This is a genomic window from Pseudomonas sp. IAC-BECa141 (assembly GCF_020544405.1).
Classification (GTDB): domain Bacteria; phylum Pseudomonadota; class Gammaproteobacteria; order Pseudomonadales; family Pseudomonadaceae; genus Aquipseudomonas.
Window position 1 is genome coordinate 3,034,318 of sequence record NZ_CP065410.1, and the last position, 21,374, is coordinate 3,055,691.

Sequence of the window (21,374 nt, forward strand, 5' to 3'; positions counted from 1 at the left end):
GCCTGATGAGCGAGAACAAGAAGTCCGCTGCAATTGAAGACATGCGCTTTCGTTTGCTGATCGATGCGGTGGTCGATTATGCGATCTACATGATCGACCCCGATGGCATCATCACCAGCTGGAACTCCGGCGCCAAACGCTTCAAGGGATACGAAGAATCGGAAATCCTCGGCGAACACTTTTCCCGTTTCTACACCGATGAAGACCGCGCAAAAGGTTTGCCGCAGCGAGCGCTGGACACGGCGATCCGCGAAGGCCGGTTCGAGGGTGAAGGCTGGCGGGTCCGCAAGGACGGCACGCACTTCTGGTGCCACGTAGTGATCGATCCGATTTTCAGCCCGGGCGGGCAACTGCTCGGGTTTGCCAAGATCACCCGCGACCTGACCGACCGCAAGATGGCCGAAGAAACCCTCAAGCAGAGCGAACAACAGTTCCGCCTGTTGGTGCAGGGCGTCACCGACTATGCGATCTACATGCTCAGCCCCGAAGGCCGGGTGACCAACTGGAACCCCGGTGCCCAGCGAATCAAGGGATACAAGCCGGATGAAGTGATCGGCAAGCATTTCTCGATGTTCTACACCCCGCAAGACCGTGAGGCGGGTGAACCCCAGCGCGCCCTGGAAACCGCGGTAAGCGAAGGCCGTTTCGAGAACAGGAGCTGGCGCCTGCGCAAGGACGGCACGCGGTTTCTGGCGCATGTGGTGGTCGATGCGATTCGCGGCGACACCGGCACCTTGCTCGGCTTTGCCAAGATTACCCGCGACGTCACCGAAGCTACCGAAGCGCAGCAGGCCCTGGAGAAAACCCGTGAAGCGCTGTTCCAGGCGCAGAAAATGCAGGCCATCGGCCAACTCAGCGGCGGCATTGCCCATGACTTCAACAATTTGCTGACGGTGATTCTCGGCAACCTGGAAATCGTGCGCAAACGCCTGGGCGAGGACCCTAAAGTCAGCCGTCTGCTGGAAAACGCCACGCAGGGCGCATTGCGCGGCGTTTCGCTGACCCAACGCATGCTGGCTTTCGCCCGGCGTCAGGAGCTCAAGACCGAACCGATCGAAATCCCGAAACTGGTGCAGGGCATCACTGGGCTATTGCGCAGTTCGCTGGGGCCGGGGATCCGCATCGAAACTCTATTCCCCGATGATCTGCAAGCCGTGTTGGCTGACAGCAACCAGCTCGAACTGGCGGTGCTTAACCTGGCGACCAACGCCCGCGACGCCATGCCCGATGGCGGAAGCGTCATCATCCGTGCCGAGCCAGAAGTTGTGCTCGAACAAAACGACTCGACCATGACGGCCGGGCGTTACGTCTGCCTGAGGGTGATCGATACCGGTGAAGGCATGGACGCTGACACGCTGGCATCGGCGACCGATCCGTTTTTCACCACCAAAGGCCTGGGCAAAGGCACCGGGCTTGGGTTGTCGATGGTCCACGGCTTCATCGAACAACTGGGCGGGCGATTCATTCTGAAAAGTACCAAGGGGCAGGGTACGACCGCTGAGCTGTGGTTGCCGGTAGCCATCGACAGCGTCGCCGCCACACCGCATGCCCCGGTTTTGTCCACCGACACGGTGCCACGCCTCAGCGTGCTGGTAGTGGATGATGACAGTCTGGTGCTCACCAGCACCGTCCTGTTGCTGGAAGACCTTGGCCATCGGGTAATCGGCGCCACTTCCGGCGCCCAGGCGCTGGAACTGTTCGATCAGGGCCAGGTGATCGACCTGATGATCACCGACATGGCCATGCCACAGATGAGCGGCGCACAACTGGCTCACGCCGTACGCATGCTCAAGCCGGATCTGCCGATCATCCTCGCCACCGGTTATGCCGAGCGCCTCGAAGGCTTTGCAGCCGGCTTGCCACGACTGTCGAAACCGTTCAATCAACTGAATCTGATGGAGATCATTGCCCGGTCGATGAAGTGAATCGGGGCAATCGAGCTGAACTTGTCCGGGACGTGGCGCCTCCAAACGCTTTGTCCTGGAGCGCTCTACCGTGCCACGCATATTGACCGAGCCGACCGCCGAAGAAACCCTGAACGAACATAACGCCAAAATGTTCGGCTCACCCAAGGAGCGGCTGGATTTCTACCGACGGGAAATCCAGTACGAAACCAGCATCCTGGCCAATCGAACCGACGCCTACCTGGCGGCGCAATCGTTTCTGGTGATTGCCTTCGCGTCCTGCATGGCCAACCTCAACCCCGAGTGGGGCAAGTTGTTCACGCTGGTGGTGCCACCGTTCCTGGCCTTGCTTGGCATGCTCAGTTCGCTCAATGCCTGGCCGGGGATTCGTGCCGCTTACGACATCATCGATCATTGGCATTTCAAACAGAGTGAATTGCTGCGCAGCGAACCCCTGATGGGGCTGGCTTATGACGAATCGCCTTTGTTCAGTGAGATGGAATCGAGCCACAAGGGCTATCGCAAGTCACTGCTGTTTTCCATTCGAACGCCGTGGATCTTTGCCACGTTCTGGATGTTGCTCGGCACGTATGCCATCTACATTCAGGTGACCAACCCGGGAAGCTGAAGCAGCACCGCGCTCAAGAGCGGTCTGTCGACTTGTCCGGCTGTTTACGCTGCTCGTAGCGGGCGAGGATCGGCTGGGTGCTGACGCCGTGCAGCAGAATGCTCAGCGCCACCACCGACAGGGTCAGGTCGGTACACAGCGTGCCCACGCTGTTGTCCAGTCCATGGTTCAGCGCATAGAAAAGGTAGAACAGACTGCCGATGCCTCGAATGCCGAACCAGCCGATCAACAACCGTTGGCGCCCCGCGAGTAGCGATCCCCATGGCATCAACGCTACGCAAACGGGGCGAATCACACAAAACAGTACGCCGCCGACCAGCAACGCCCGCCAGTCCCAGTGACTGACCAGCACCACGCCCAGCAGGGTCACCAGAAACACTTCCATCGCCCGCTCGACCAGACCTCCGAAAGACAGCATGTCGCCCATCATGATGCCGGCGGCCACTTGGCTGTCTTCCAGTCGTTCGGTATCGCCATGGACCGCCTGCTGCGGTTCGACGTTCTGATGGCCGACCACCGGTTGCACTAGATGCTCGGCGGGTGGTTGGTGGGCGCCGGTGAATTTGACTTCCTCCTGCCGCAACCCCAGGCCGGCGGCAAACACTGACAGAAAGCCGTAGCCACCAATGGATTCCGCCGCCACGTAAGCCAGTGCGATCAATGCCAGCGCCAGATAGTCGTTGGGGCTGAGGGTGCTGTCATCGTTGCGGATACGCAGTGACAAAGTCAGGCGGCCGATGCCACGGCCCATCCAGTAACCGCAAAGCAAGCCGGCGGGCACGGCCCAGAGCACGCTGCGTAGCACCCAGTCGGGCCACTCGGCGGCAAAACCTTCACCGTGCAGCAGCAACAGCCCGAGGATCACGAAAGGAAAGGCAATCCCGTCATTGAGCCCGGCCTCGCCGGACAGGCCGAACCGCACGCTGTCGACGTCCCGTGCATCGTTGACCTGTACCAGCGCAGCGAGTACCGGATCGGTCGGCGCCAGAATCGCCCCGATCAGCAACGAAGGGCCCCAATTCAGGTTAAAGCCGAAATGCAGCAGCAGGCAGACCCCAATGATCGTCAGCACCATCACCGGACCTGCCAGGCCGAATGCGATCCGCCAACGTTTGTCGCGCAGCGGCAATCGCAGTTTCAAACCGCAGACAAACAGAGAAAATAGCACCGCGACTTCGGTCAGGTGCTCCATCCACAAAGAGGCTTCGTCCAGCGGCAATTTCAGCAAATCAAGCCCGACCGGCCCGATGCCGACACCCAACAGCAGGCATACCGCAGATGTCGTCACCGGCATCCATCGCAGATAGGAGGACGTCAGTGCAAGCATGAGCAGCACGGCGCCGAGCACCGCGACCCAAACGATGAAGCTCACGACGGGAGGCCCGCCGCGCCGATTCGATGTCGCCGCAACATGCCCGACCTAACCCGCGGTCGTGCGCAGGTATTGCGGCGTCAGCACGTTGAACCACAGCAGAATCATCGATACCAGCAACGTCACCAGCACCAGCAGCGCAACGCCCCAGACGCTCGCCGAATACAGCAAGCCCTGTTCCTTGCGCTCGTGCATGAAGGTCGGCAGGCCAACGAACAGCAGAAACGTCGAATAAATCGACGCCGCGCCCAGCACCAGTACCGCCAGCCAGCGGCTCGGGTACAGGCCGGCGATCCCGGCGAGGAAAAACGGGCTGACGGTATACGCCGCGAAACCTATGCACTGATTGAGCGTCGGCCGCGCATCGAAGGTGCGCGACATCCAGCGGATGAAACCGCCGATGATCGCCACACCGACGACGATAGTGAGGTAGAGCATGACACTCAGCTGCAGAGCGCTGGCACTGCTGAGCCTGACGGTTTCACCCGCCGCCAGGCTCCAGCCGACATAAGTCGTGCCGATGAACAGGCACACCGCCGGAACAAGTGCCAGTAACAGCAGATGGGCGAGGTAATGACGCGGATGCGCTTCTTCTTCGCGGCGGATATCGGTCCAGGCGAAGTTCGGCTGGGTGAAGAGTTTGACGATAGGTGCGGACATGACGACCTCCTGATCTCTTGCAACCCGAACGGGCCATGAAGGTATGGAGAGGTCGCCTTGTCCAGCGGTTCACTTTTTTCGGCGGTGTGATCAGAGCATGGGTTTGCCGCCGGTCACGCCATAGCGCTGACCGGTGATGTAGCTGGCTTCGTCCGACGCCAGCAGCACATAGATCGGCGCGACTTCCACTGGCTGGCCGGGCCGGCCGAGTGGTGTCTGCTCGCCGAAGTTCTGCACTTCTTCATCCGGCATGGTCGAGACGATCAGCGGCGTCCAGATCGGCCCCGGCGCGACGCAGTTCACGCGAATCTCCCTCGGCCCGAGTATCTGGGCCAGACCACCGGTGAAATTGGCGATGGCGCCTTTGGTGGTGGCGTAGGCGAGCAGGGTGGGTTTGGGCATGTCCGAGTTGACCGAACTGGTGTTGATGATCGAAGCGCCGGGGCCCATGTGTTTGATGGCGGCCTGGCACAGACGGAAAATCGCGGTGATGTTGACGTCGAAGGTCATCACCCATTCATCGTCGGGAATCTCCTCGAAGGTTTCATGAGTCATCTGGAAGGCTGCATTGTTGACCAGCACGTCGATGCGGCCGAAGCGCTCGACAGTTTGGTCCACCAACGCCTGGCACTGGGCCTTCTGGGCAATGTCGCCGGGCAGCAGCAGGCACTGGCGGCCGGCCTGTTCGACCCAGCGCGCGGTTTCCTTGGCATCTTCGTGTTCGTTGAGATAGGCGACCGCTACATCTGCACCTTCACGAGCGAAGGCAATTGCCACCGCCCGGCCGATGCCGCTGTCGGCGCCGGTAATCAGCGCAATCTTGCCGGCCAGCCGACCGGAGCCGGTGTAGCTTTGCTCGCCGCAATCGGGGTAGGGCTCCATCTTGCGCTGGGAGCCAGGAACCGGTTGTGCCTGTTTCGGGAATGGGGGTTTTGGATAGTGCGTCATCGTCAATCTCCGGGTCTCATGTCAGGTAGGCCGGTTGACCCGGCCTGTCTTGAGTGAGTTCGATCGGATTGACGCTTGGGTTTGTCCTGACGTGATTACCGGGACTTCAAGGCTCGCTCCATCCGCGAGATCCCTTCTTCCAGCATCGAGCGCGGGCAGCCGAAGTTCAGGCGCACGAACTGTTGGCTGAGATCGCCAAAATCCAGGCCAGGGCTGAGGCCGACGCGGGCGTGCTCCAGGAAGAATTTCTGTGGGTCGTCCAGATCCAGCGCCGAGCAGTCGAGCCACGCCAGATAAGTGCCTTGTGGAACGTTGATCGTTACGCCGGGCAGACGGCTGCGAACCGCTTCTACCAGCCAGTCACGGTTGGCTTGCAGGTATTGCTTGAGTTCCTTCAGCCACGGACCGGCCTCGCTGTAGGCCACGCGGGTGGCTTCCATGCCCAACGGGTTGACGCTGTCGACCATGCCGCAACGGGCGTGGTTGACGCGTTCGCGCAGGGCGGCGTCCTGGATGATCATGAACGAGGTCTTGAGACCGGCGATGTTGTAGGCCTTGCTCGCCGACATCAGGGTGATGGTGCGACGGGCGATCTCCGGGCTCAGGGAGGCGGTCGGGATGTGCACACGGCCGTCGTAGCACAGCTCGGCGTGGATCTCGTCGGAGATGATCCAGGCGTCCTGCGCCATGCAGATGTCGGCCACCGCTTGCAGTTCTTCACGGCCGAAGACCTTGCCGATCGGGTTGTGCGGGTTGCTCAGCAGCAGGGCGCCGCCACCTTTCAGGGATTCACGCAAGGCATCCAGCGGCGTGGCGTAGGTGCCGTCGGCCAGAGCGTTGAATTCCAGTTCGACCTTGTTCAGGCCCCAATGGCCCGGCGCATGGCGCAGCGGCGGGTAGTTCGGGGTTTGCACCACGACGTTCTGCTGAGGCTGCACCAGCGCCTTGAGCGCCATGTTGAAACCCGATTCAACACCCGGCAGGAAGATCAGCTCCTGCGGTTTGACCCGCCAGGCGAACTTGTTCCAGAGGTCGGCAACGATGGCCTCGCGCAGGTTGTCCTGGGCCACGCTGTAACCCACCAACGGGTGCAGCAGGCGCTGTTGCAACGCCTCGATGACCACTGGCGGCGCAGCGAAATCCATGTCAGCGACCCACATCGGCAACACGTCGGCCGGATAGCGGCTCCACTTGGTGCTGCCGGTGTCGTGGCGGTCGAATACCTGATCAAAATCGAAAGTCATGCGCGGTCTCTGAAGGCGGAGATGGGTCGTGCCCGCCATGATAAGCCCATGCTCCTGAAGGAGCACACAAAACCTGTGGGAGCGAGCTTGCTCGCGAATGCGTCTGGTCAGGCAGCATCAATGTTGAATGACACACCGCTTTTCGCGAGCAAGCTCGCTTGTATGCTGGTACTTGAAGGGAGGAGGAGGGACAAGGCTCGATTCTGACTGTTGGCGCAGTACAGATCCGTGGGAGATTTCTCCCCTCCTCCTTTCACCCAAGCGCCGATAAAGAATGCATCTGGCTAGACCGACGATAGGAACAAGCCTGCGCCTCTGGGTGAGCCCTTCAAGTGCTCAAAACCATATCTCGGGGGTGTTCAATGGCAATGTCGGTTTCTGTTTCCAAGCCAATCGTGGGCGTGGATGTCGCCAAAGATGAGCTGGTGATCTACCAGACCGAACTGGATCTGCTGGAAACGCTTCCCAATAACAAGCCAGCCATCAAGAAATGGCTGAAAACCTTGCCGGCACCGGTCGACATAGCAATTGAGTCGACCAATATCTATCACTTGGAATTCGCCGATCTGGCCCATGATGCCGGCTGCACGATTTACATGGTCGGTGGCTATGAACTAAGCCACTACCGCAAAGGTGTGAAGGTTCGCGCCAAAACCGACGCGCTGGATGCAAAGCTGCTCGCCCGTTATCTGAAAAACGAATATGAAGAGCTTCACCCATGGACTCCACCATCGCCGCTGTATCGTCAGCTCTTGAGCCTTTTCCGCCGGCGCGCCGCGCTGGTTCAGGCACGAGTTGGCCTGGTACAGAGCTGGGCAAATGAGCCGCTGCTCAAAGCCGCTTTTGCCGAGCAAATAGCCTCAATGCAGAGGCTTGAAGTGCTGGTCGAGAAGATGATCAACGACCTCCTTAAAGAGGCCGGTTTACTTGTCCATCTAAGGCGCTGCATGAAAGTTGAAGGCATAGGCTTTTTGACTGGAGCTCGCCTGATCGCGGCGTTTCAACGGGGCGAGTTTAAAAACGCTGACGCATTCATCGCTTTTTTGGGGATGGATTTACGGGTTTCACAGTCGGGGCAGAAGGACGGTCGTCGCAGTCTGACAAAACGAGGTGATCCGGAGGCGCGCCGACTTTTGCACAATGCAGCCATGTCGGCCAGCCGAACAGCGACCTGGAAAGGTTTTTATGAAGAGCAACGAGCTAAAGGGTTCAGCACCACTCAGGCACTGGTGATTCTGGCCCGTAAACTTGCTCGGGTCGTATTCGCACTACTAAAGGGGCAGAGCGAATACCAGCCGAAAGCAAGTTGAGGGTTTCCCCTAAACCATAGAATCTCCCACAGGGAGGTGGTGATCCGACAAACGGCCGACGGTCGGTTTTCACACTGGCCAACCACACGTTGTCTACAGTGAAAAAGTCGGCACTCAAGTGCCGCAACCGTGATTGTCCAGAACAGACCCGGCACCAGTACCGGGTTCCACCTGATCAGGAGTGCACGATGGATCTCAGCCGTCGTCAGTTCTTCAAGGTCGCCGGTATCGGCCTTGCAGGCTCTAGCCTGGGCGCGTTGGGCATGGCCCCGACGCTGGCCTTCGCCGAGCAGGTGCGCCACTTCAAGCTTGCCCACACCCATGAAACCCGCAACACCTGCCCGTATTGCTCGGTCGGTTGCGGGTTGATCATGTACAGCCAGGGCGATGCCGCGAAGAACGTTGCGCAAAACATCATCCATATCGAGGGCGACGCCGACCACCCGGTCAACCGTGGCACCCTGTGCCCGAAAGGCGCGGGCCTTCTGGATTTCATTCACAGCCCCGGCCGCCTGCAGTACCCGCAGGTGCGCAAGCCCGGCAGCAGCGAATGGACCCGGATCACCTGGGACGAAGCCCTCGACCGCGTCGCCGACCTGATGAAGGCCGACCGCGACGCCAATTTCGTCGAGCAGAACGCCCAGGGGCAGACGGTCAATCGCTGGCTGACTACCGGTTTCCTCGCGGCGTCTGCAGCGTCCAACGAAGCGGGCTACATCACCCACAAGGTGGTACGCAGTCTCGGCATGCTGGGGTTCGATAACCAGGCGCGTGTCTGACACGGCCCGACGGTGGCAAGTCTTGCCCCGACGTACGGCCGTGGAGCCATGACCAACACCTGGACCGATATCGCCAACGCGAATCTGATCCTGGTGATGGGCGGCAACGCAGCAGAAGCCCATCCTTGCGGCTTCAAATGGGTGACCGAAGCCAAGGCGCACAACGCCGCGCGGCTGATTGTGGTCGATCCGAGGTTTACCCGGACCGCGTCCGTGGCCGATTACTACGCGCCGATTCGCACCGGCAGCGACATCGCGTTCATGGGCGGGCTGATCAATTACCTGCTGACCGAGGACAAGATCCAGCACGAATACGTGCGCAACTACACCGACGTGTCGTTCATCGTCAAAGCCGGGTTCGGCTTCGAAGACGGACTGTTCACCGGTTACGACGCAGCCAAACGCAGCTACACCGACAAATCCACCTGGGGTTACGAACTGGGTGACGACGGCTTCGTCAAAGTCGACCCGACCCTGCAGGACCCGCGCTGCGTCTATCAATTGATGAAGCAGCATTACAGCCGCTACAACATCGACCTCGCGAGCCAGATCTGTGGCATGCCGGTCGACGCGATGAAAAAGATCTGGGAGGAAATCGCCACTTGCTCGCAACCGGGCAAGACCATGACCATCCTCTATGCGTTGGGCTGGACCCAGCACTCGATCGGCTCGCAGATCATCCGCAGCGCAGCCATGGTGCAACTGTTGCTGGGCAACGTCGGCATGCCCGGCGGCGGGGTCAACGCCTTGCGCGGGCACTCGAACATTCAGGGCCTGACCGACCTCGGCCTGCTGTCCAACGCGCTGCCGGGTTACCTGACCCTGCCCACCGACATGGAGCAGGACTACAACGCCTACATCAAGAAACGCACGCAAGTACCGCTGCGGCCGGGGCAATTGTCCTACTGGCAGAACTACAGCAAGTTCCACGTCAGCCTGATGAAAGCCTGGTACGGCGCCAATGCCACCGCCGAGAATCAGTGGGCCTACCACTACCTGCCGAAACTCGACATCCCCAACTACGACATCCTCAAGGTGTTCGACCTGATGGGGCAGGGCAAGGTCAACGGCTACATGTGTCAGGGCTTCAACCCGATTGCCGCGTTGCCGGACAAGAACCGGGTGATGGCCGCATTGGCCAAGCTGAAATGGCTGGTGGTCATGGACCCGCTGGCCACCGAAACCTCGCAGTTCTGGGAACACGTCGGGCCGTTCAATGATGTGAAGAGCGCCGACATCCAGACCGAAGTGATCCGTCTGCCGACCACCTGTTTTGCTGAAGAGGACGGTTCGCTGGTCAACAGCAGCCGCTGGCTGCAATGGCACTGGAAAGGTGCCGACGGCCCCGGCGAGGCGCGCACTGACGTGCAGATCATGAGTGCGCTGTTCCTGCGCCTGCGTGAGCGTTATCAGGCCCAGGGCGGCAAATTCGCCGATCCGCTGTTGAAGCTGTCGTGGCCGTACAAGATCGCCGAAGAACCCTCGCCGGAAGAGATCGCCAAAGAGATCAACGGCTACGCCACCACGGATTTCACCGACGCCACCGGCGCGACGATCAAGGGCAATTCGCAACTGGCCGGGTTCGCCCAGCTCAAGGATGACGGCAGCACCGCGTCCGGCTGCTGGATCTTCTGCGGCAGCTGGACCGAAGCCGGCAACCAGATGGCCCGCCGTGACAATAACGACCCTTACGGCATGCATCAGCATCAGGGTTGGGCGTGGGCCTGGCCGGCCAACCGGCGGATTCTGTACAACCGCGCTTCTGCGGACGTCGCCGGCAAACCGTGGGATCCGAAAAAACGCCTGGTGTGGTGGAACGGCAAGGCCTGGGGCGGCACCGACGTGCCGGATTACAAGGCCGACGTGCCGCCGGAGGCCGGGATGAACCCGTTCATCATGAACCCCGAAGGCGTGGCGCGGTTCTTCGCCGTCGACAAGATGAACGAAGGGCCATTCCCCGAGCACTACGAGCCGTTCGAAACCCCGATCGGCATCAACCCGCTGCACCCGGAAAACAAGAAAGCCATCAGCAACCCTGCGGCACGGATTTTCGATTCGGTGTGGGACAGCCTTGGCGTCGCCAAGGATTACCCGTACGCCGCCACCAGCTACCGGCTGACCGAGCATTTCCACTTCTGGAGCAAGCACTGCAAGTTGAACGCGATTGCCCAACCCGAGCAGTTCGTGGAAATCGGCGAAGTGCTGGCCAAGGAAAAAGGCATCGCTGCCGGCGACCGGGTGCGGGTCACCTGCAAGCGCGGGTTCATTGAAGCGGTAGCGGTGGTGACCAAAAGGATCCGGCCGTTGCAGGTCAACAACCAGGTGGTGCACCAGATCGGCATTCCGCTGCACTGGGGCTTCACCGGCCTGACGCGTCACGGTTACCTGACCAACACCCTGGTGCCGTTCCTCGGCGATGGCAATACACAGACCCCGGAATCCAAGTCATTCCTGGTCAACGTGGAGAAGCTCTGATGGAGAATCTTTAGATGGCCAGCCAAGACATCATTGCCCGCTCGGCCACCACCACACCGGCGCCGTCGATACGCGACCAGGAACAGGTGGCCAAACTGATCGACACCACCAAATGCATCGGTTGCAAGGCTTGTCAGGTCGCGTGCTCGGAATGGAACGAGTTGCGCGACGAGGTCGGCCACAACCACGGCACCTACGACAACCCGCAGGACCTGAGCGCCGATTCATGGACGCTGATGCGCTTCACCGAGCATGAAACCGACGCCGGCAATCTCGAATGGCTGATCCGCAAGGACGGCTGCATGCACTGCGCCGAGCCCGGTTGCCTGGCGGCGTGCCCCAGCCCCGGCGCGATCATCAAGCACGCCAACGGCATCGTCGATTTCGACCAGGACCACTGCATCGGCTGCGGTTATTGCATCACCGGTTGCCCGTTCAACATCCCGCGCATTTCGCAGAAAGATCACAAGGCCTACAAATGCACGCTGTGTTCGGACCGGGTGGCGGTGGGGCTTGAGCCGGCCTGTGTGAAAACCTGCCCGACCGGTGCCATCGTGTTCGGCACCAAGGACGATATGAAGACCCACGCCGCCGAGCGCATCGTCGACCTGAAAAGCCGTGGCTTCGACAATGCCGGCCTGTATGACCCGGAAGGCGTCGGCGGCACCCACGTCATGTACGTGTTGCACCACGCCGACACGCCGAAAATCTACGCCGGACTGCCGGACAACCCCGAGATCAGTCCGCTGGTGGGCTTGTGGAAAGGCATCAGCAAACCGCTGGGCCTTTTGGCCATGGGCGCCGCGGTGCTGGCCGGGTTCTTCCATTACGTGCGGATCGGCCCGAACCGGGTCGAAGAAGATGAACATCCCGATCCGCCCGACACCTCGGTGCACGTCGTCGATCCGGCAGTGCACACCTTCGACCCACGCGGGGAGGGCCGGCCATGAGCAACAAGACGATCCTGCGCTACACCGCCAATCAGCGCACCAATCACTGGCTGGTGGCGATTCTGTTCTTCATGGCCGGACTGTCGGGGCTGGCTTTGTTTCATCCGTCGATGTTCTGGCTGACCCACCTGTTCGGAGGCGGGCCTTGGACGCGGATCCTGCATCCGTTCATGGGCGTGCTGATGTTCGTGTTTTTCCTCGGCCTGGTGTTTCGCTTCTGGCGCTCGAACTTCTTCATCGACAACGACTGGAAGTGGCTGCGGCGAATTGACCGGGTAATGGTCAACGACGAAGAAACCGTGCCGCCGGTGGGCAAGTACAACGCCGGGCAAAAACTGCTGTTCTGGACTTTACTGCTGTGCATGCTCGCATTGCTGTTCACGGGACTGGTGATCTGGCGCGCGTATTTCAGTCATTACTTCGGCATCACCACGATTCGCTGGGCCATGTTGCTGCACGCACTGGCGGGGTTTGTGCTGATCCTGAGCATCATCGTGCACATCTACGCCGGGATCTGGATCAAGGGTTCGGTGGACGCGATGATGCACGGCTGGGTCAGTCGCGCCTGGGCCAGGAAACACCATGCACTCTGGTATCGCGAGGTGGAAAGCCAGGATCCGCCAGAGCGACCGGTCACGAAAAAGGGCTGACAGTTGCCAACCATCCTTGAACCCGGAGAAATCGAAGCGGCCGCCAGTTCGCCGCCGTTTCTGCACTTGCCACCGCACAACCTGTTCATGTTGCGGGCCCGGCGTCTTGAACGTTTGGCCGAAGGTCATCCGCTGGCCGACTACCTGCAGTTGATTGCCGGGCTGTGCCAAGTCCAGCAGCAGATCCTCGATGATCCGCCCTCGACCGCGTCGCTTGATGAACAGCGGCTCGAAGTCTGCCGGCAACACGGCATGCCGCCGTTCGCCGCCGACACATTGATTCGCGAGGACACCTGGCAGCTTTATCTCGAAGCCTTGCTGCAGCGTTATGTCGCCCCCGAGCAACCTGCTGTGGTCGAGGCCGTGACCACGCTGCGCCTTGCCAGCCCCGGCCAGTTGCGCGCCTGGGCCGTGGCGCTGGTCAGCGGCCAATATTCGCTGGTGCCCGCGGCGCTGGTGCCGTTTCTCGGCGCGGCGCTGCAAGCGGCGTGGAGTCATTGGCTGCTCAGCGCAGCGAATCTGCAACTGACACCCGGCGACAGCCTCAGCCAGTGCCCGGCCTGTGGTTCGCCGGCCATGGCCGGGGTGATCCGCCATCGCGGCAAGCACAACGGCCTGCGTTATCTGGTGTGTTCGCTGTGTGCCTGCGAATGGCATGTGGCGCGGGTCAAGTGCGTGTATTGCGAACAGAGCAAAGGGCTTGAATACCTGAGTCTTGAGGATGACCGCCACGCCGCCAATCAGGCGCCGTTGCGCGCCGAAGTCTGTCCGGGCTGCAACAGCTATCTGAAGCTGCTGTATCTGGAAAACGACGCGGAGGGCGAGGCGCTGTCGGCAGATCTGGGCAGTCTGCTGCTCGACATGCGCCTGGCTCAGGACGGTTATCAGCGGCTGGCGCCGAATCTGCTGCTGGCACCAGGAGACGAATGACGCAAGGGTCTACACTCAGGCGCATCGGTTTTTTCCGGAGTGCCTGATGTCCGTCAGTGTCTTTGCCTTGCGTTTACCTTCCATCGACAGCCTGTTGCGCCATCCCGCGTGTCAGCCATTGGCCGAGCGTTACGGGCGCGAGGCGCTGTTGACGGGGTTTCGCCAGTTGTTGGATGACTTGCGCGAAGCCGTGCTGGCGGGGCAATTGACCGCCGTTGAAATCAGCCCCGAAGCCCTGGCCGGAAGGGTGGCCGAGCGTCTGGCGTTGAAGCAGCGCAGCCAGGTGCGCCGGGTGTTCAACCTGACCGGCACCGTGCTTCACACCAACCTCGGGCGCGCCTTGTTGCCCGAAGAAGCCATTGACGCGGTGCAACTCGCGGCGCGCTATCCGTTGAATCTGGAGTTCGACCTGGCCAGCGGCAAGCGCGGCGACCGCGATGACCTGATCGAAGGCCTGATCCGCGAACTGACCGGCGCCGAAGCCGTGACCGTGGTCAACAACAATGCCGCCGCCGTACTGCTGACCCTCAACAGCCTCGGCGCGCGCAAGGAAGGCATCATTTCCAGGGGCGAGCTGATCGAAATCGGCGGCGCGTTCCGCATCCCCGACATCATGAGCCGCGCCGGCGTGCGTCTGCACGAAGTCGGCACCACCAACCGCACCCATGCCCGCGACTACGAAGCCGCCATCAGCCCACGAAGCGGCCTGATCATGCGCGTGCACGCAAGCAACTACAGCATCGAAGGCTTCACCGCCCGGGTCCCGACCGCCGAACTGGCCGCGTTGGCCCATCGGCATGATCTGCCGCTGCTGGAAGATCTTGGCAGCGGCAGTCTGCTGGATCTGACTCGCTGGGGCCTGCCGGCGGAACCGACGGTGCGCCAGGCGCTGCTCGATGGCGCCGACATCGTCACCTTCAGCGGTGACAAATTGCTCGGCGGCCCGCAGGCGGGGGTGATCGTCGGGCGCAAGGAGTTGATCGCGAAGATCAAGAAGAATCCGCTGAAACGCGCGTTGCGGGTCGACAAACTGACCCTGGCCGCACTGGAAGCGGTGCTCGGTCTCTATCGCGACCCGGATCGTCTGGCCGAACGTTTGCCCAGCCTGCGCCTGCTGACCCGGCCGCAAGCCGAGATTCTGGCCCAGGCCGAACGCCTGCAACCGGCCATGTCCGAATTGTTGGGCGAGGGCTGGACCGTCACCGCAGAACTTGCGCTGGGCATGATCGGCAGCGGAAGCCAACCGGTGGCACGCCTGCCGAGCGCAGCGCTGTGCCTGCGCCCGCAGGTATCGAAACGCCTGCGCGGACGTAGCCTGCTGAACCTGGACGCCGGGTTGCGCGCCTTGCCGATCCCGGTGCTCGGGCGCATCGATGACGACGCGTTGTGGCTGGATCTGCGGCAACTCGACGATGAACCGGCGTGGCAGGCGCAACTCGGGCAATTGCAAACGTGATCATCGGCACGGCAGGGCACATCGACCACGGCAAGACGTCATTGCTGCAAGCGCTCACGGGGCAAACCGGCGACCGCCGCCCGCAGGAACGCGAACGCGGCATGACCATTGACCTCGGTTATCTGTACGCAGAACTGGCGCCGGGCGCCGGGCTGACAGGTTTCATCGACGTACCAGGTCACGAGAAATTCACCCACAACATGCTCGCTGGCGCGCAAGGCATCGATCTGGTGTTGCTGGTGGTGGCGGCGGATGACGGAGTGATGCCGCAGACCCGCGAGCATCTGGCGATTGTCGAGCTGCTGGGCATCCCCCGGGCGCTGGTGGCGATCACCAAGTGCGATCGGGTTGAAGCGGGCAGGGTGGAAGAAGTCCGCCGACAGGTTGGAAGCCTTCTGGCGTCTGGCCCCTATGCCGGGGCGCCGCTGTTGACGGTTTCCAGCGTGACGGGCGAGGGTGTCGACGCGTTGCGCCAGACGTTGCTGCAGATAGAAAGCGAAGAACGCAGTCGCGACGGTGGATTTCGTCTGGCGATCGACCGGGCGTTCAGTGTCGCCGGCGCCGGCATCGTGGTGACGGGGACGGCGCTTTCAGGCGCGGTCGCCGTGGGTGACAGACTCAGCCTCGGCCCGGCGGGCAAAACCGTGCGAGTCAGGGGACTGCACGCGCAGAATCAGGCCGCCGAGCAGGCATTCGCCGGCCAGCGCGTAGCCCTGAACATCAGCGCGGATCGTCTGGAACTTGGGCAGATTCATCGCGGCCAATGGTTGCTCGCCGAATGGCTGCACGCACCGACCCAGCGGCTGGACATCGAATTCCGGTTGTTGCCGGGCGAACGGGTTTTCCAGCATTTCCAGCCAGTGCACCTGCATCTGGGCACGCAGGACGTGATCGCCCGGGTCGCCTTGCTGGAAGGCTCGAGCCTGGCGCCCGGCGAGCGCATGTTTGCGCAACTGCTGACGAACGTCCCGGTGCACGGCGTCCACGGTGACCCGCTGATCCTGCGTGACGCCAGTGCCCAGCGAACGCTCGGCGGTGGACGCGTGCTCGATCCCTTCGCGCCAGCCCGTCAACGGCGCAGCCCGGAACGGCTGGCGCAGCTGCGCGCACTGGCGATCAACTCCGAGCTGGAACAGGCCTTGCCGACGTTGCTGGAATACAGCGAAAGCGGCCTTGATCCGCAGCGCCTGGAGCGTCAGTTCAATCGTCCGCGTGAGCGTTGGTCATTGCCGGATAACGTCCGCCTGATCGAAACCCGGCAAGGACCGATGCTGTTCAATGCGCAACGCTGGGGCATGCTCAAGTTCACCTTGCTGGAGCAACTGGCACGCTTTCATGAGCTGGAGCCCGATCAGATGGGGCCGGATCGCGACCGTCTGCGACGCTTCAGCGGTTTGAGTGTCGAACGTGCAACGTTCATCAGCCTGCTGGAAGAACTGCTCGGCGCCGGTTCACTGGTCGCCAGCGGCCCGTGGCTGCATTTGCCCGAGCACCAGGTACGCCTGAGTGCCGACGACGAAACCCTGTGGCAGGCGCTCCAGCCATTGTTCGAACAAAACGGTTTCGATCCGCCGTGGGTACGCGACATGGCAAAAGTCGTCGACCAGGAAGATGCGACCGTGCGTTTGCTGCTGCGCAAACTGGCGCGCCTTGGCGTGACGCATCAAGTGGTGCGCGACCTGTTTGTCACCGACATCACGTTGCGGCAAATGGCGGCGGTGTTGCTGCGCCTGGCTGAAGAAAATCCGCAAATCGAAGTCACGGCATTCCGTGATGCGCTAGGCTTGGGACGCAAACGCAGTATTCAGATCCTTGAATACTTCGATCGGCTGGGCCTGACCCGGCGCGTCGGCGAAGGCCGGCAGATCCGCTTCGACAGTGCGCTGGCCAACTCTGGCGCCAGCTGAGTTCAAGGAAGGCAATCGCGCCCGGTGGCGCGGCCGGGCTTCAAACCCGGTTGGGGACGGCATCCGTTCCCGGGCAGGTTCGACTCCGGCTGCCTTCCGCCATTTTCCCTTCAAAAACCCAGCGGGTACTGGATCACCACGTAGATCCGGTCGATATCATCCCCTGCCTGGGCGCTGTTGGCCCGGTGTGAAACGTGGGACAGCTGCACTGACAAATCCTTGGCCGCGCCGGACTGGACGATGTAGCGCAGATCGATATCGCGCTCCCAGTGTTTGCCGCCGTCCCCTTGCTGTGGCTGGAATTGCCCGCTGTCCGCGTCGAACGGGTTATAAGCGCCGCCCTTGGGTGCGTGGGTGCCGTCGATGTGGCCGCCGGAAACATAACGGGTCATGAAGTTCAGCCCCGGAATGCCGAAGGCGCCGAGATCGAGGTCGTAACGCGCTTGCCAGGAGCGTTCGTGGGCACCGTTGAAGTCGGCGTATTTGATCGAGTTGGCCAGGTAGATCGAGTCGCCACCGACGAAATCGAACGGCGTGTCGCCATTGATGCGTTGCCAGCCGAGCATCACCGCATGGGCGCCAAAGGTGTATTTGCCCGAGAAACTGAACGCGGTGTTGTCGATGTCGCCGGCCAGCGCCTGACCGGTATCGCGGGTGTGGTAGACGTTGGCATCGAGCAACAGACCGGACTGTTTGAAATGCAGGTTGGCGTAGTACTGGCGCCAGGTGTCGCTCAGATCGGACGCATACAGCGCGCCACCCACCGGGCTGTCGCTGAACAGGTCGGTGCCGACGAAACTGATGCTTTCGCCTCGGGTGCTGGCGCCGTAGCCCTGAAAATCGCCTTTGCCGGAAGAACTGTCCTGGTTCTTGAATGCCGTGAAGCGCCCGGCGACAAGGCGCGCGTTTTCGATCTCGTGGCTGTCGAGCAGAAACCCCGTGGCGTATTCCGGTTGCAGCCGTTTGTCCGAGGTGTCGAACACCGGCGTTTCCACGGTCATTTCACCGAAGGCGAGGGTAGTCTTCGAGGCCTTGAGCTTCAGCGCACCGCCGGCGCTGGAATAGTCGCTTGCGCTACGGCCGTCACTGTCCACCGGCAACAGCCCCGTGCCGGAGTGCCCTTTACCGCCATCAAGTTTCAGTCCGTAAAAAGCGTGGGCATCAAGGCCTAATCCGACGGTTCCATCCGTGAAACCGGATGCAAAAGTGCCGATAAACCCCTGAGCCCATTCCTGTTTGTAGTTTTTGCCGGTGGGTGAGGGCGAGCGGTAGTCGTTGCTCAGGTAGAAGTTGCGGCTGAGCACTTCGGCCTTGGCGTCGTCGAGAAATCCGCTGGCAAATGCCGAGTCGGCCATTGCGCAATACAAGAGTGCCAGGGCAAAACGCGGTTGCATGAAAGCTTTCATGTGTCAGTGACCGGCCGTGAGGGAAGTCGCCGGATACTGAAGCAAACCGTCGTGCTGCGATTGAGCGGATGTGCTGAGTCAGCGTCCTCAGTTCACCCGGCCTTTTCGCTGTCTGGCAGGCTCGACAGGGGTGGCTCTTGATGCCTGCAGAAGACTGGCGAAGGCCGCCTTGTCGATCGGGCGACTCATGAAATAACCCTGCACTTCGTTGCATTGATCCTTGCCCAGGATGTCCAGTTGTTCCTCGGTTTCAACGCCTTCGGCAGTCACGGTCAGCCCCATCGCTTTACCCAGGCCAATGATGGCCTGGACCACCGCCCGATCATTGGCGCCGGTGCTGATGGAAGCAATGAAACGTTTGTCGATCTTGATGCCGTCGAACGGGTAGGCGCGCAGATAGCCAAGGGATGAATAACCGGTGCCGAAGTCATCCATGTTCAGGCGCACGCCCAGTTCCTTGAGCGCGTTCATGGTGGTCAACGCGCCGTCGGTGTCGTTGAGCATGACGTTCTCGGTGATTTCCAGTTCCAGTCGGCTGGCCGGGAAGCGAGTGCCGACCAGCACCTCGCGTACATCTTCGACCACATCGCTGATCGCAAACTGCGCGGGGGACAGGTTGACCGACAGCAAAATGTCCGCCGGCCAGGTCAGTGCCGTTTCACACGCTTCACGCAGGACCCAGCGGCCCAAGGGGACAATCAGGTCGGTCTGTTCGGCCAGCGGAATGAAGACATCCGGCCCGAGCAACCCTTTGACAGGGTGCTGCCAGCGCACCAATGCCTCGACCGAGACGATTTTCTTGCCATCGACCGTGTATCGGGGCTGGTAGTGCAGCACAAACTGATTGTTCGTCAGGGCGCGGCGCAGTTCATCCTCCATCTGCCGGCGCGTCTGGATCTGATCGCTCATGTGCGCTTCGAAATAGCACCAGGTGTTCTTGCCTTCGGATTTGGCCTGGTACAGCGCAATGTCCGCGCAACGGATCAGCTCGCTGGCAACGTACCCGTGACGCCGGCTCAGGGCGATTCCGACACTGGCGCCGATGTGCAACGGTTGCTGTTCGAAGAGGATGGGCTGATGCAGGCTGCCGATCAGGCGTGTGCAGAATTTGTCGATCTCCTGATGCGTGTCCATGCCGCAGAGCACCACGACGAACTCGTCACCGCCCAGACGGGCGACGATATCGTGGTCGCGCGTGCATTCGCGCAAGCGGCTGGCGACTTCTTGCAACACAGCATCGCCTGCCGGATGCCCGAGCGAATCGTTGATCGGCTTGAAGTTATCCAGGTCAATCATCAGCAGCGACAAAGGCGGGGCGTGCTCCTTGAGTAACAGGGCGTCGTCCAGATAGCGCGACAGCTTGTTGCGGTTGGGCAGGCCCGTCAGCGCGTCATGCAGGGACAAGTGCTGGATCTGCGCATGGGCGGCGACTTCATCGGTGATGTCGCTGGCCGTGCCGCGATAACCGACGACTGCCGCACCCTCCACGATGGGCCTGGCCGAGAGGCGGCAGTGGCGCTGTTGTTCCTTGCGGTCACGGTAGGTGCAGCGCAGGTCGCTGGCGTTGCTCCCGTCATCGAGTTTTTTCAGCCACAGATCCAGTGGCGTGGTGTCGCAGACCAGCAAGTGCCCGATGTGTTTGCCGATCCACTGGGCCTGCTCATAGCCGGTGACTGCACTGAACCGGGCCGACAGATAGGTGATGGCCAACGCTTCATCCACTTCCCAGATCCAGTCGGAAGCCGCTTCGGCCACCGCCCGGAAGCGCTCCTCGCTGGCTTCAAGGGCGCGGTTGGACGCCAGCAGTGCCTGATTCGAGGCCTGCATCGCTTCAAAACTGTCGTCGACGTAGCGCGAGGAACGCAGCGCATGGCGAAAGAACCACGCGGTCAGGGCCATCAACACGATCAAAGCGGGGCCGAGGGTAGGCAACAACGACCACAGCAGATGCTGGCCCGGTCGCTCCAGATCAGCAACGAGGCTGTAGCCGGTACTGTCCAGCGGGACGCGGGGCTGGCCGGGGTCGATGGTGCCATCCGGTGCCAGCTTCAGATTGTTCAGCCCGTACCCGCTGCCGATCTTGCGCAACTTGGTGGGCGTCAGCTTGTCGACGAAGACCAGCACGGAGGTTTTTTGTGGATCGCCCACCGGACGCTCATCGTTGGGAAGGATCGCCGCAGCGGTGACCAGCGCCGGCCAGCCTTCGAACAATGAATAAGTACTGACAGGCCTGGTCAGGTCCGGCTGGTTCTGCACTTGTTCCACCAGGCTGAGCGCCGGAACCTCAAGAAACTGGCGCATTTGCGCATCGAGCAATTGCCCGCGAACGACGGTGTATTTGGTGCGGTCCCGATCCAGCACGAACAGACCGTCATAGCCGTCGTTGGTAAACAGGGTCTTGCCCATGTTCTGCTCGGTGTACGCCCAATTCGTGTCGACTGTGCCGCCCAAACGTTCATACGCTGTCGTCCAGTAGGCGTAACTGCTGATGTAGTTCTTCGATGCGGTGATCCGGTTTTCCAGCGCTCGCGCCGAATAGAACCGCACGTCGTCGACGTCCTCCTCATCCAGATGAGTGGCAATACCGAGCAACGCGGCAGTTGCCGCCATCACCCCGGCAATGAACAGAGCACCCACCGCCACAGCCAGACGCCGGGTGACAGGGCCCTGAAGGTTGGGGAGTGGCGTCGAATGGCTGGAGATATCCATCTGCTCGTCCTTGATCCGGTGTCTGTTCAATCTAGAACATCTTCAG

At 61.4% G+C, this 21,374-nt stretch carries 15 protein-coding genes and 1 tRNA gene; 10 read left to right on the forward strand and 6 right to left on the reverse strand.

The genetic code is table 11. The features are described 5' to 3' along the window. Window positions 1–5 precede the first annotated feature (5 nt). Both I5961_RS13840 and I5961_RS13845 read left to right on the forward strand, forming a co-directional pair. Window positions 6–1,925, forward strand: a complete 1,920-nt coding sequence (locus I5961_RS13840; RefSeq protein WP_227235524.1) for a PAS domain-containing sensor histidine kinase — start codon at window positions 6–8, stop codon at window positions 1,923–1,925. A 70-nt stretch (window positions 1,926–1,995) separates the two neighbouring features. Continuing rightward, window positions 1,996–2,532, forward strand: coding sequence for a hypothetical protein (locus I5961_RS13845; protein ID WP_085696192.1), 537 nt, complete (start codon window positions 1,996–1,998; stop codon window positions 2,530–2,532). Window positions 2,533–2,545: 13 nt separating this feature from the next. On the opposite strand, the gene I5961_RS13850 is transcribed toward I5961_RS13845, so the two are convergent. The 4 genes from I5961_RS13850 to I5961_RS13865 all read right to left on the reverse strand — a co-directional run bounded on the left by I5961_RS13850 (window position 2,546) and on the right by I5961_RS13865 (window position 6,756). Then, window positions 2,546–3,904 (reverse strand): cation:proton antiporter, encoded by a 1,359-nt coding sequence (locus tag I5961_RS13850; protein WP_227235525.1) that lies wholly within the window; start codon window positions 3,902–3,904, stop codon window positions 2,546–2,548. A 48-nt stretch (window positions 3,905–3,952) separates the two neighbouring features. Then, window positions 3,953–4,564, reverse strand: coding sequence for a Yip1 family protein (locus I5961_RS13855; protein WP_085696190.1), 612 nt, complete (start codon window positions 4,562–4,564; stop codon window positions 3,953–3,955). A gap of 90 nt (window positions 4,565–4,654) precedes the next feature. Beyond that, window positions 4,655–5,512, reverse strand: coding sequence for a glucose 1-dehydrogenase (locus I5961_RS13860; RefSeq protein ID WP_085696189.1), 858 nt, complete (start codon window positions 5,510–5,512; stop codon window positions 4,655–4,657). 95 nt (window positions 5,513–5,607) lie between these two features. Continuing rightward, a complete protein-coding gene (locus I5961_RS13865; protein WP_227235526.1) occupies window positions 5,608–6,756 on the reverse strand; it encodes a MalY/PatB family protein in 1,149 nt (382 codons plus the stop codon). 362 nt (window positions 6,757–7,118) lie between these two features. Between I5961_RS13865 and I5961_RS13870 the strand changes: the two genes are divergently transcribed. The 8 genes from I5961_RS13870 to I5961_RS13905 all read left to right on the forward strand — a co-directional run bounded on the left by I5961_RS13870 (window position 7,119) and on the right by I5961_RS13905 (window position 17,315). After that, the gene (locus I5961_RS13870; RefSeq protein ID WP_227234178.1) at window positions 7,119–8,066 is read left to right on the forward strand and encodes an IS110 family transposase; all 948 of its coding nucleotides are present in this window, start codon (window positions 7,119–7,121) and stop codon (window positions 8,064–8,066) included. Window positions 8,067–8,254: 188 nt separating this feature from the next. Next, window positions 8,255–11,320 carry a formate dehydrogenase-N subunit alpha gene (gene fdnG, locus I5961_RS13875; RefSeq protein WP_227235527.1) on the forward strand — a complete coding sequence of 1,022 codons (3,066 nt, stop codon included), beginning with the start codon at window positions 8,255–8,257 and terminating at the stop codon, window positions 11,318–11,320. A gap of 14 nt (window positions 11,321–11,334) precedes the next feature. Then, window positions 11,335–12,270 carry a formate dehydrogenase subunit beta gene (gene fdxH / locus I5961_RS13880; RefSeq protein ID WP_085696185.1) on the forward strand — a complete coding sequence of 312 codons (936 nt, stop codon included), beginning with the start codon at window positions 11,335–11,337 and terminating at the stop codon, window positions 12,268–12,270. Beyond that, entirely contained in the window at window positions 12,267–12,920 is a 654-nt protein-coding gene (locus I5961_RS13885; RefSeq protein WP_085702988.1) for a formate dehydrogenase subunit gamma, read from the forward strand. The genes fdxH and I5961_RS13885 overlap by 4 nt, the downstream gene beginning before the upstream one ends. A 3-nt stretch (window positions 12,921–12,923) precedes the next feature. Then, on the forward strand, window positions 12,924–13,850 hold the full coding sequence (gene fdhE / locus I5961_RS13890; RefSeq protein WP_227235528.1) for a formate dehydrogenase accessory protein FdhE: 927 nt from the start codon (window positions 12,924–12,926) through the stop codon (window positions 13,848–13,850). Window positions 13,851–13,896: 46 nt separating this feature from the next. Continuing rightward, window positions 13,897–15,306, forward strand: a complete 1,410-nt coding sequence (gene selA, locus I5961_RS13895) for an L-seryl-tRNA(Sec) selenium transferase (RefSeq protein ID WP_227235529.1) — start codon at window positions 13,897–13,899, stop codon at window positions 15,304–15,306. Next, the gene (selB, locus tag I5961_RS13900; protein WP_227235594.1) at window positions 15,303–17,213 is read left to right on the forward strand and encodes a selenocysteine-specific translation elongation factor; all 1,911 of its coding nucleotides are present in this window, start codon (window positions 15,303–15,305) and stop codon (window positions 17,211–17,213) included. Before selA ends, selB begins: the two co-directional genes overlap by 4 nt. A gap of 6 nt (window positions 17,214–17,219) precedes the next feature. Further along, window positions 17,220–17,315: transfer RNA gene (locus I5961_RS13905), tRNA-Sec, on the forward strand. Window positions 17,316–17,323: 8 nt separating this feature from the next. Here I5961_RS13905 and I5961_RS13910 read toward each other — a convergent pair. Beyond that, entirely contained in the window at window positions 17,324–18,607 is a 1,284-nt protein-coding gene (locus tag I5961_RS13910; RefSeq protein ID WP_227235530.1) for an OprD family porin, read from the reverse strand. Window positions 18,608–18,706: 99 nt separating this feature from the next. Further along, a complete protein-coding gene (locus I5961_RS13915; RefSeq protein WP_085696179.1) occupies window positions 18,707–21,328 on the reverse strand; it encodes an EAL domain-containing protein in 2,622 nt (873 codons plus the stop codon). Window positions 21,329–21,374: the final 46 nt, after the last annotated feature.

Coding starts and splice junctions, on each gene's coding strand:
- I5961_RS13860 (WP_085696189.1), bottom strand. CDS start 5,512: ATGACGCACTATCCAAAACCCCCATTCCCGAAACAGGCACAACCGGTT.
- I5961_RS13840 (WP_227235524.1), top strand. CDS start 6: ATGAGCGAGAACAAGAAGTCCGCTGCAATTGAAGACATGCGCTTTCGT.
- I5961_RS13915 (WP_085696179.1), bottom strand. CDS start 21,328: ATGGATATCTCCAGCCATTCGACGCCACTCCCCAACCTTCAGGGCCCT.
- selA (WP_227235529.1), top strand. CDS start 13,897: ATGTCCGTCAGTGTCTTTGCCTTGCGTTTACCTTCCATCGACAGCCTG.
- I5961_RS13885 (WP_085702988.1), top strand. CDS start 12,267: ATGAGCAACAAGACGATCCTGCGCTACACCGCCAATCAGCGCACCAAT.
- I5961_RS13865 (WP_227235526.1), bottom strand. CDS start 6,756: ATGACTTTCGATTTTGATCAGGTATTCGACCGCCACGACACCGGCAGC.
- I5961_RS13870 (WP_227234178.1), top strand. CDS start 7,119: ATGGCAATGTCGGTTTCTGTTTCCAAGCCAATCGTGGGCGTGGATGTC.
- fdxH (WP_085696185.1), top strand. CDS start 11,335: ATGGCCAGCCAAGACATCATTGCCCGCTCGGCCACCACCACACCGGCG.
- I5961_RS13855 (WP_085696190.1), bottom strand. CDS start 4,564: ATGTCCGCACCTATCGTCAAACTCTTCACCCAGCCGAACTTCGCCTGG.
- I5961_RS13910 (WP_227235530.1), bottom strand. CDS start 18,607: ATGCAACCGCGTTTTGCCCTGGCACTCTTGTATTGCGCAATGGCCGAC.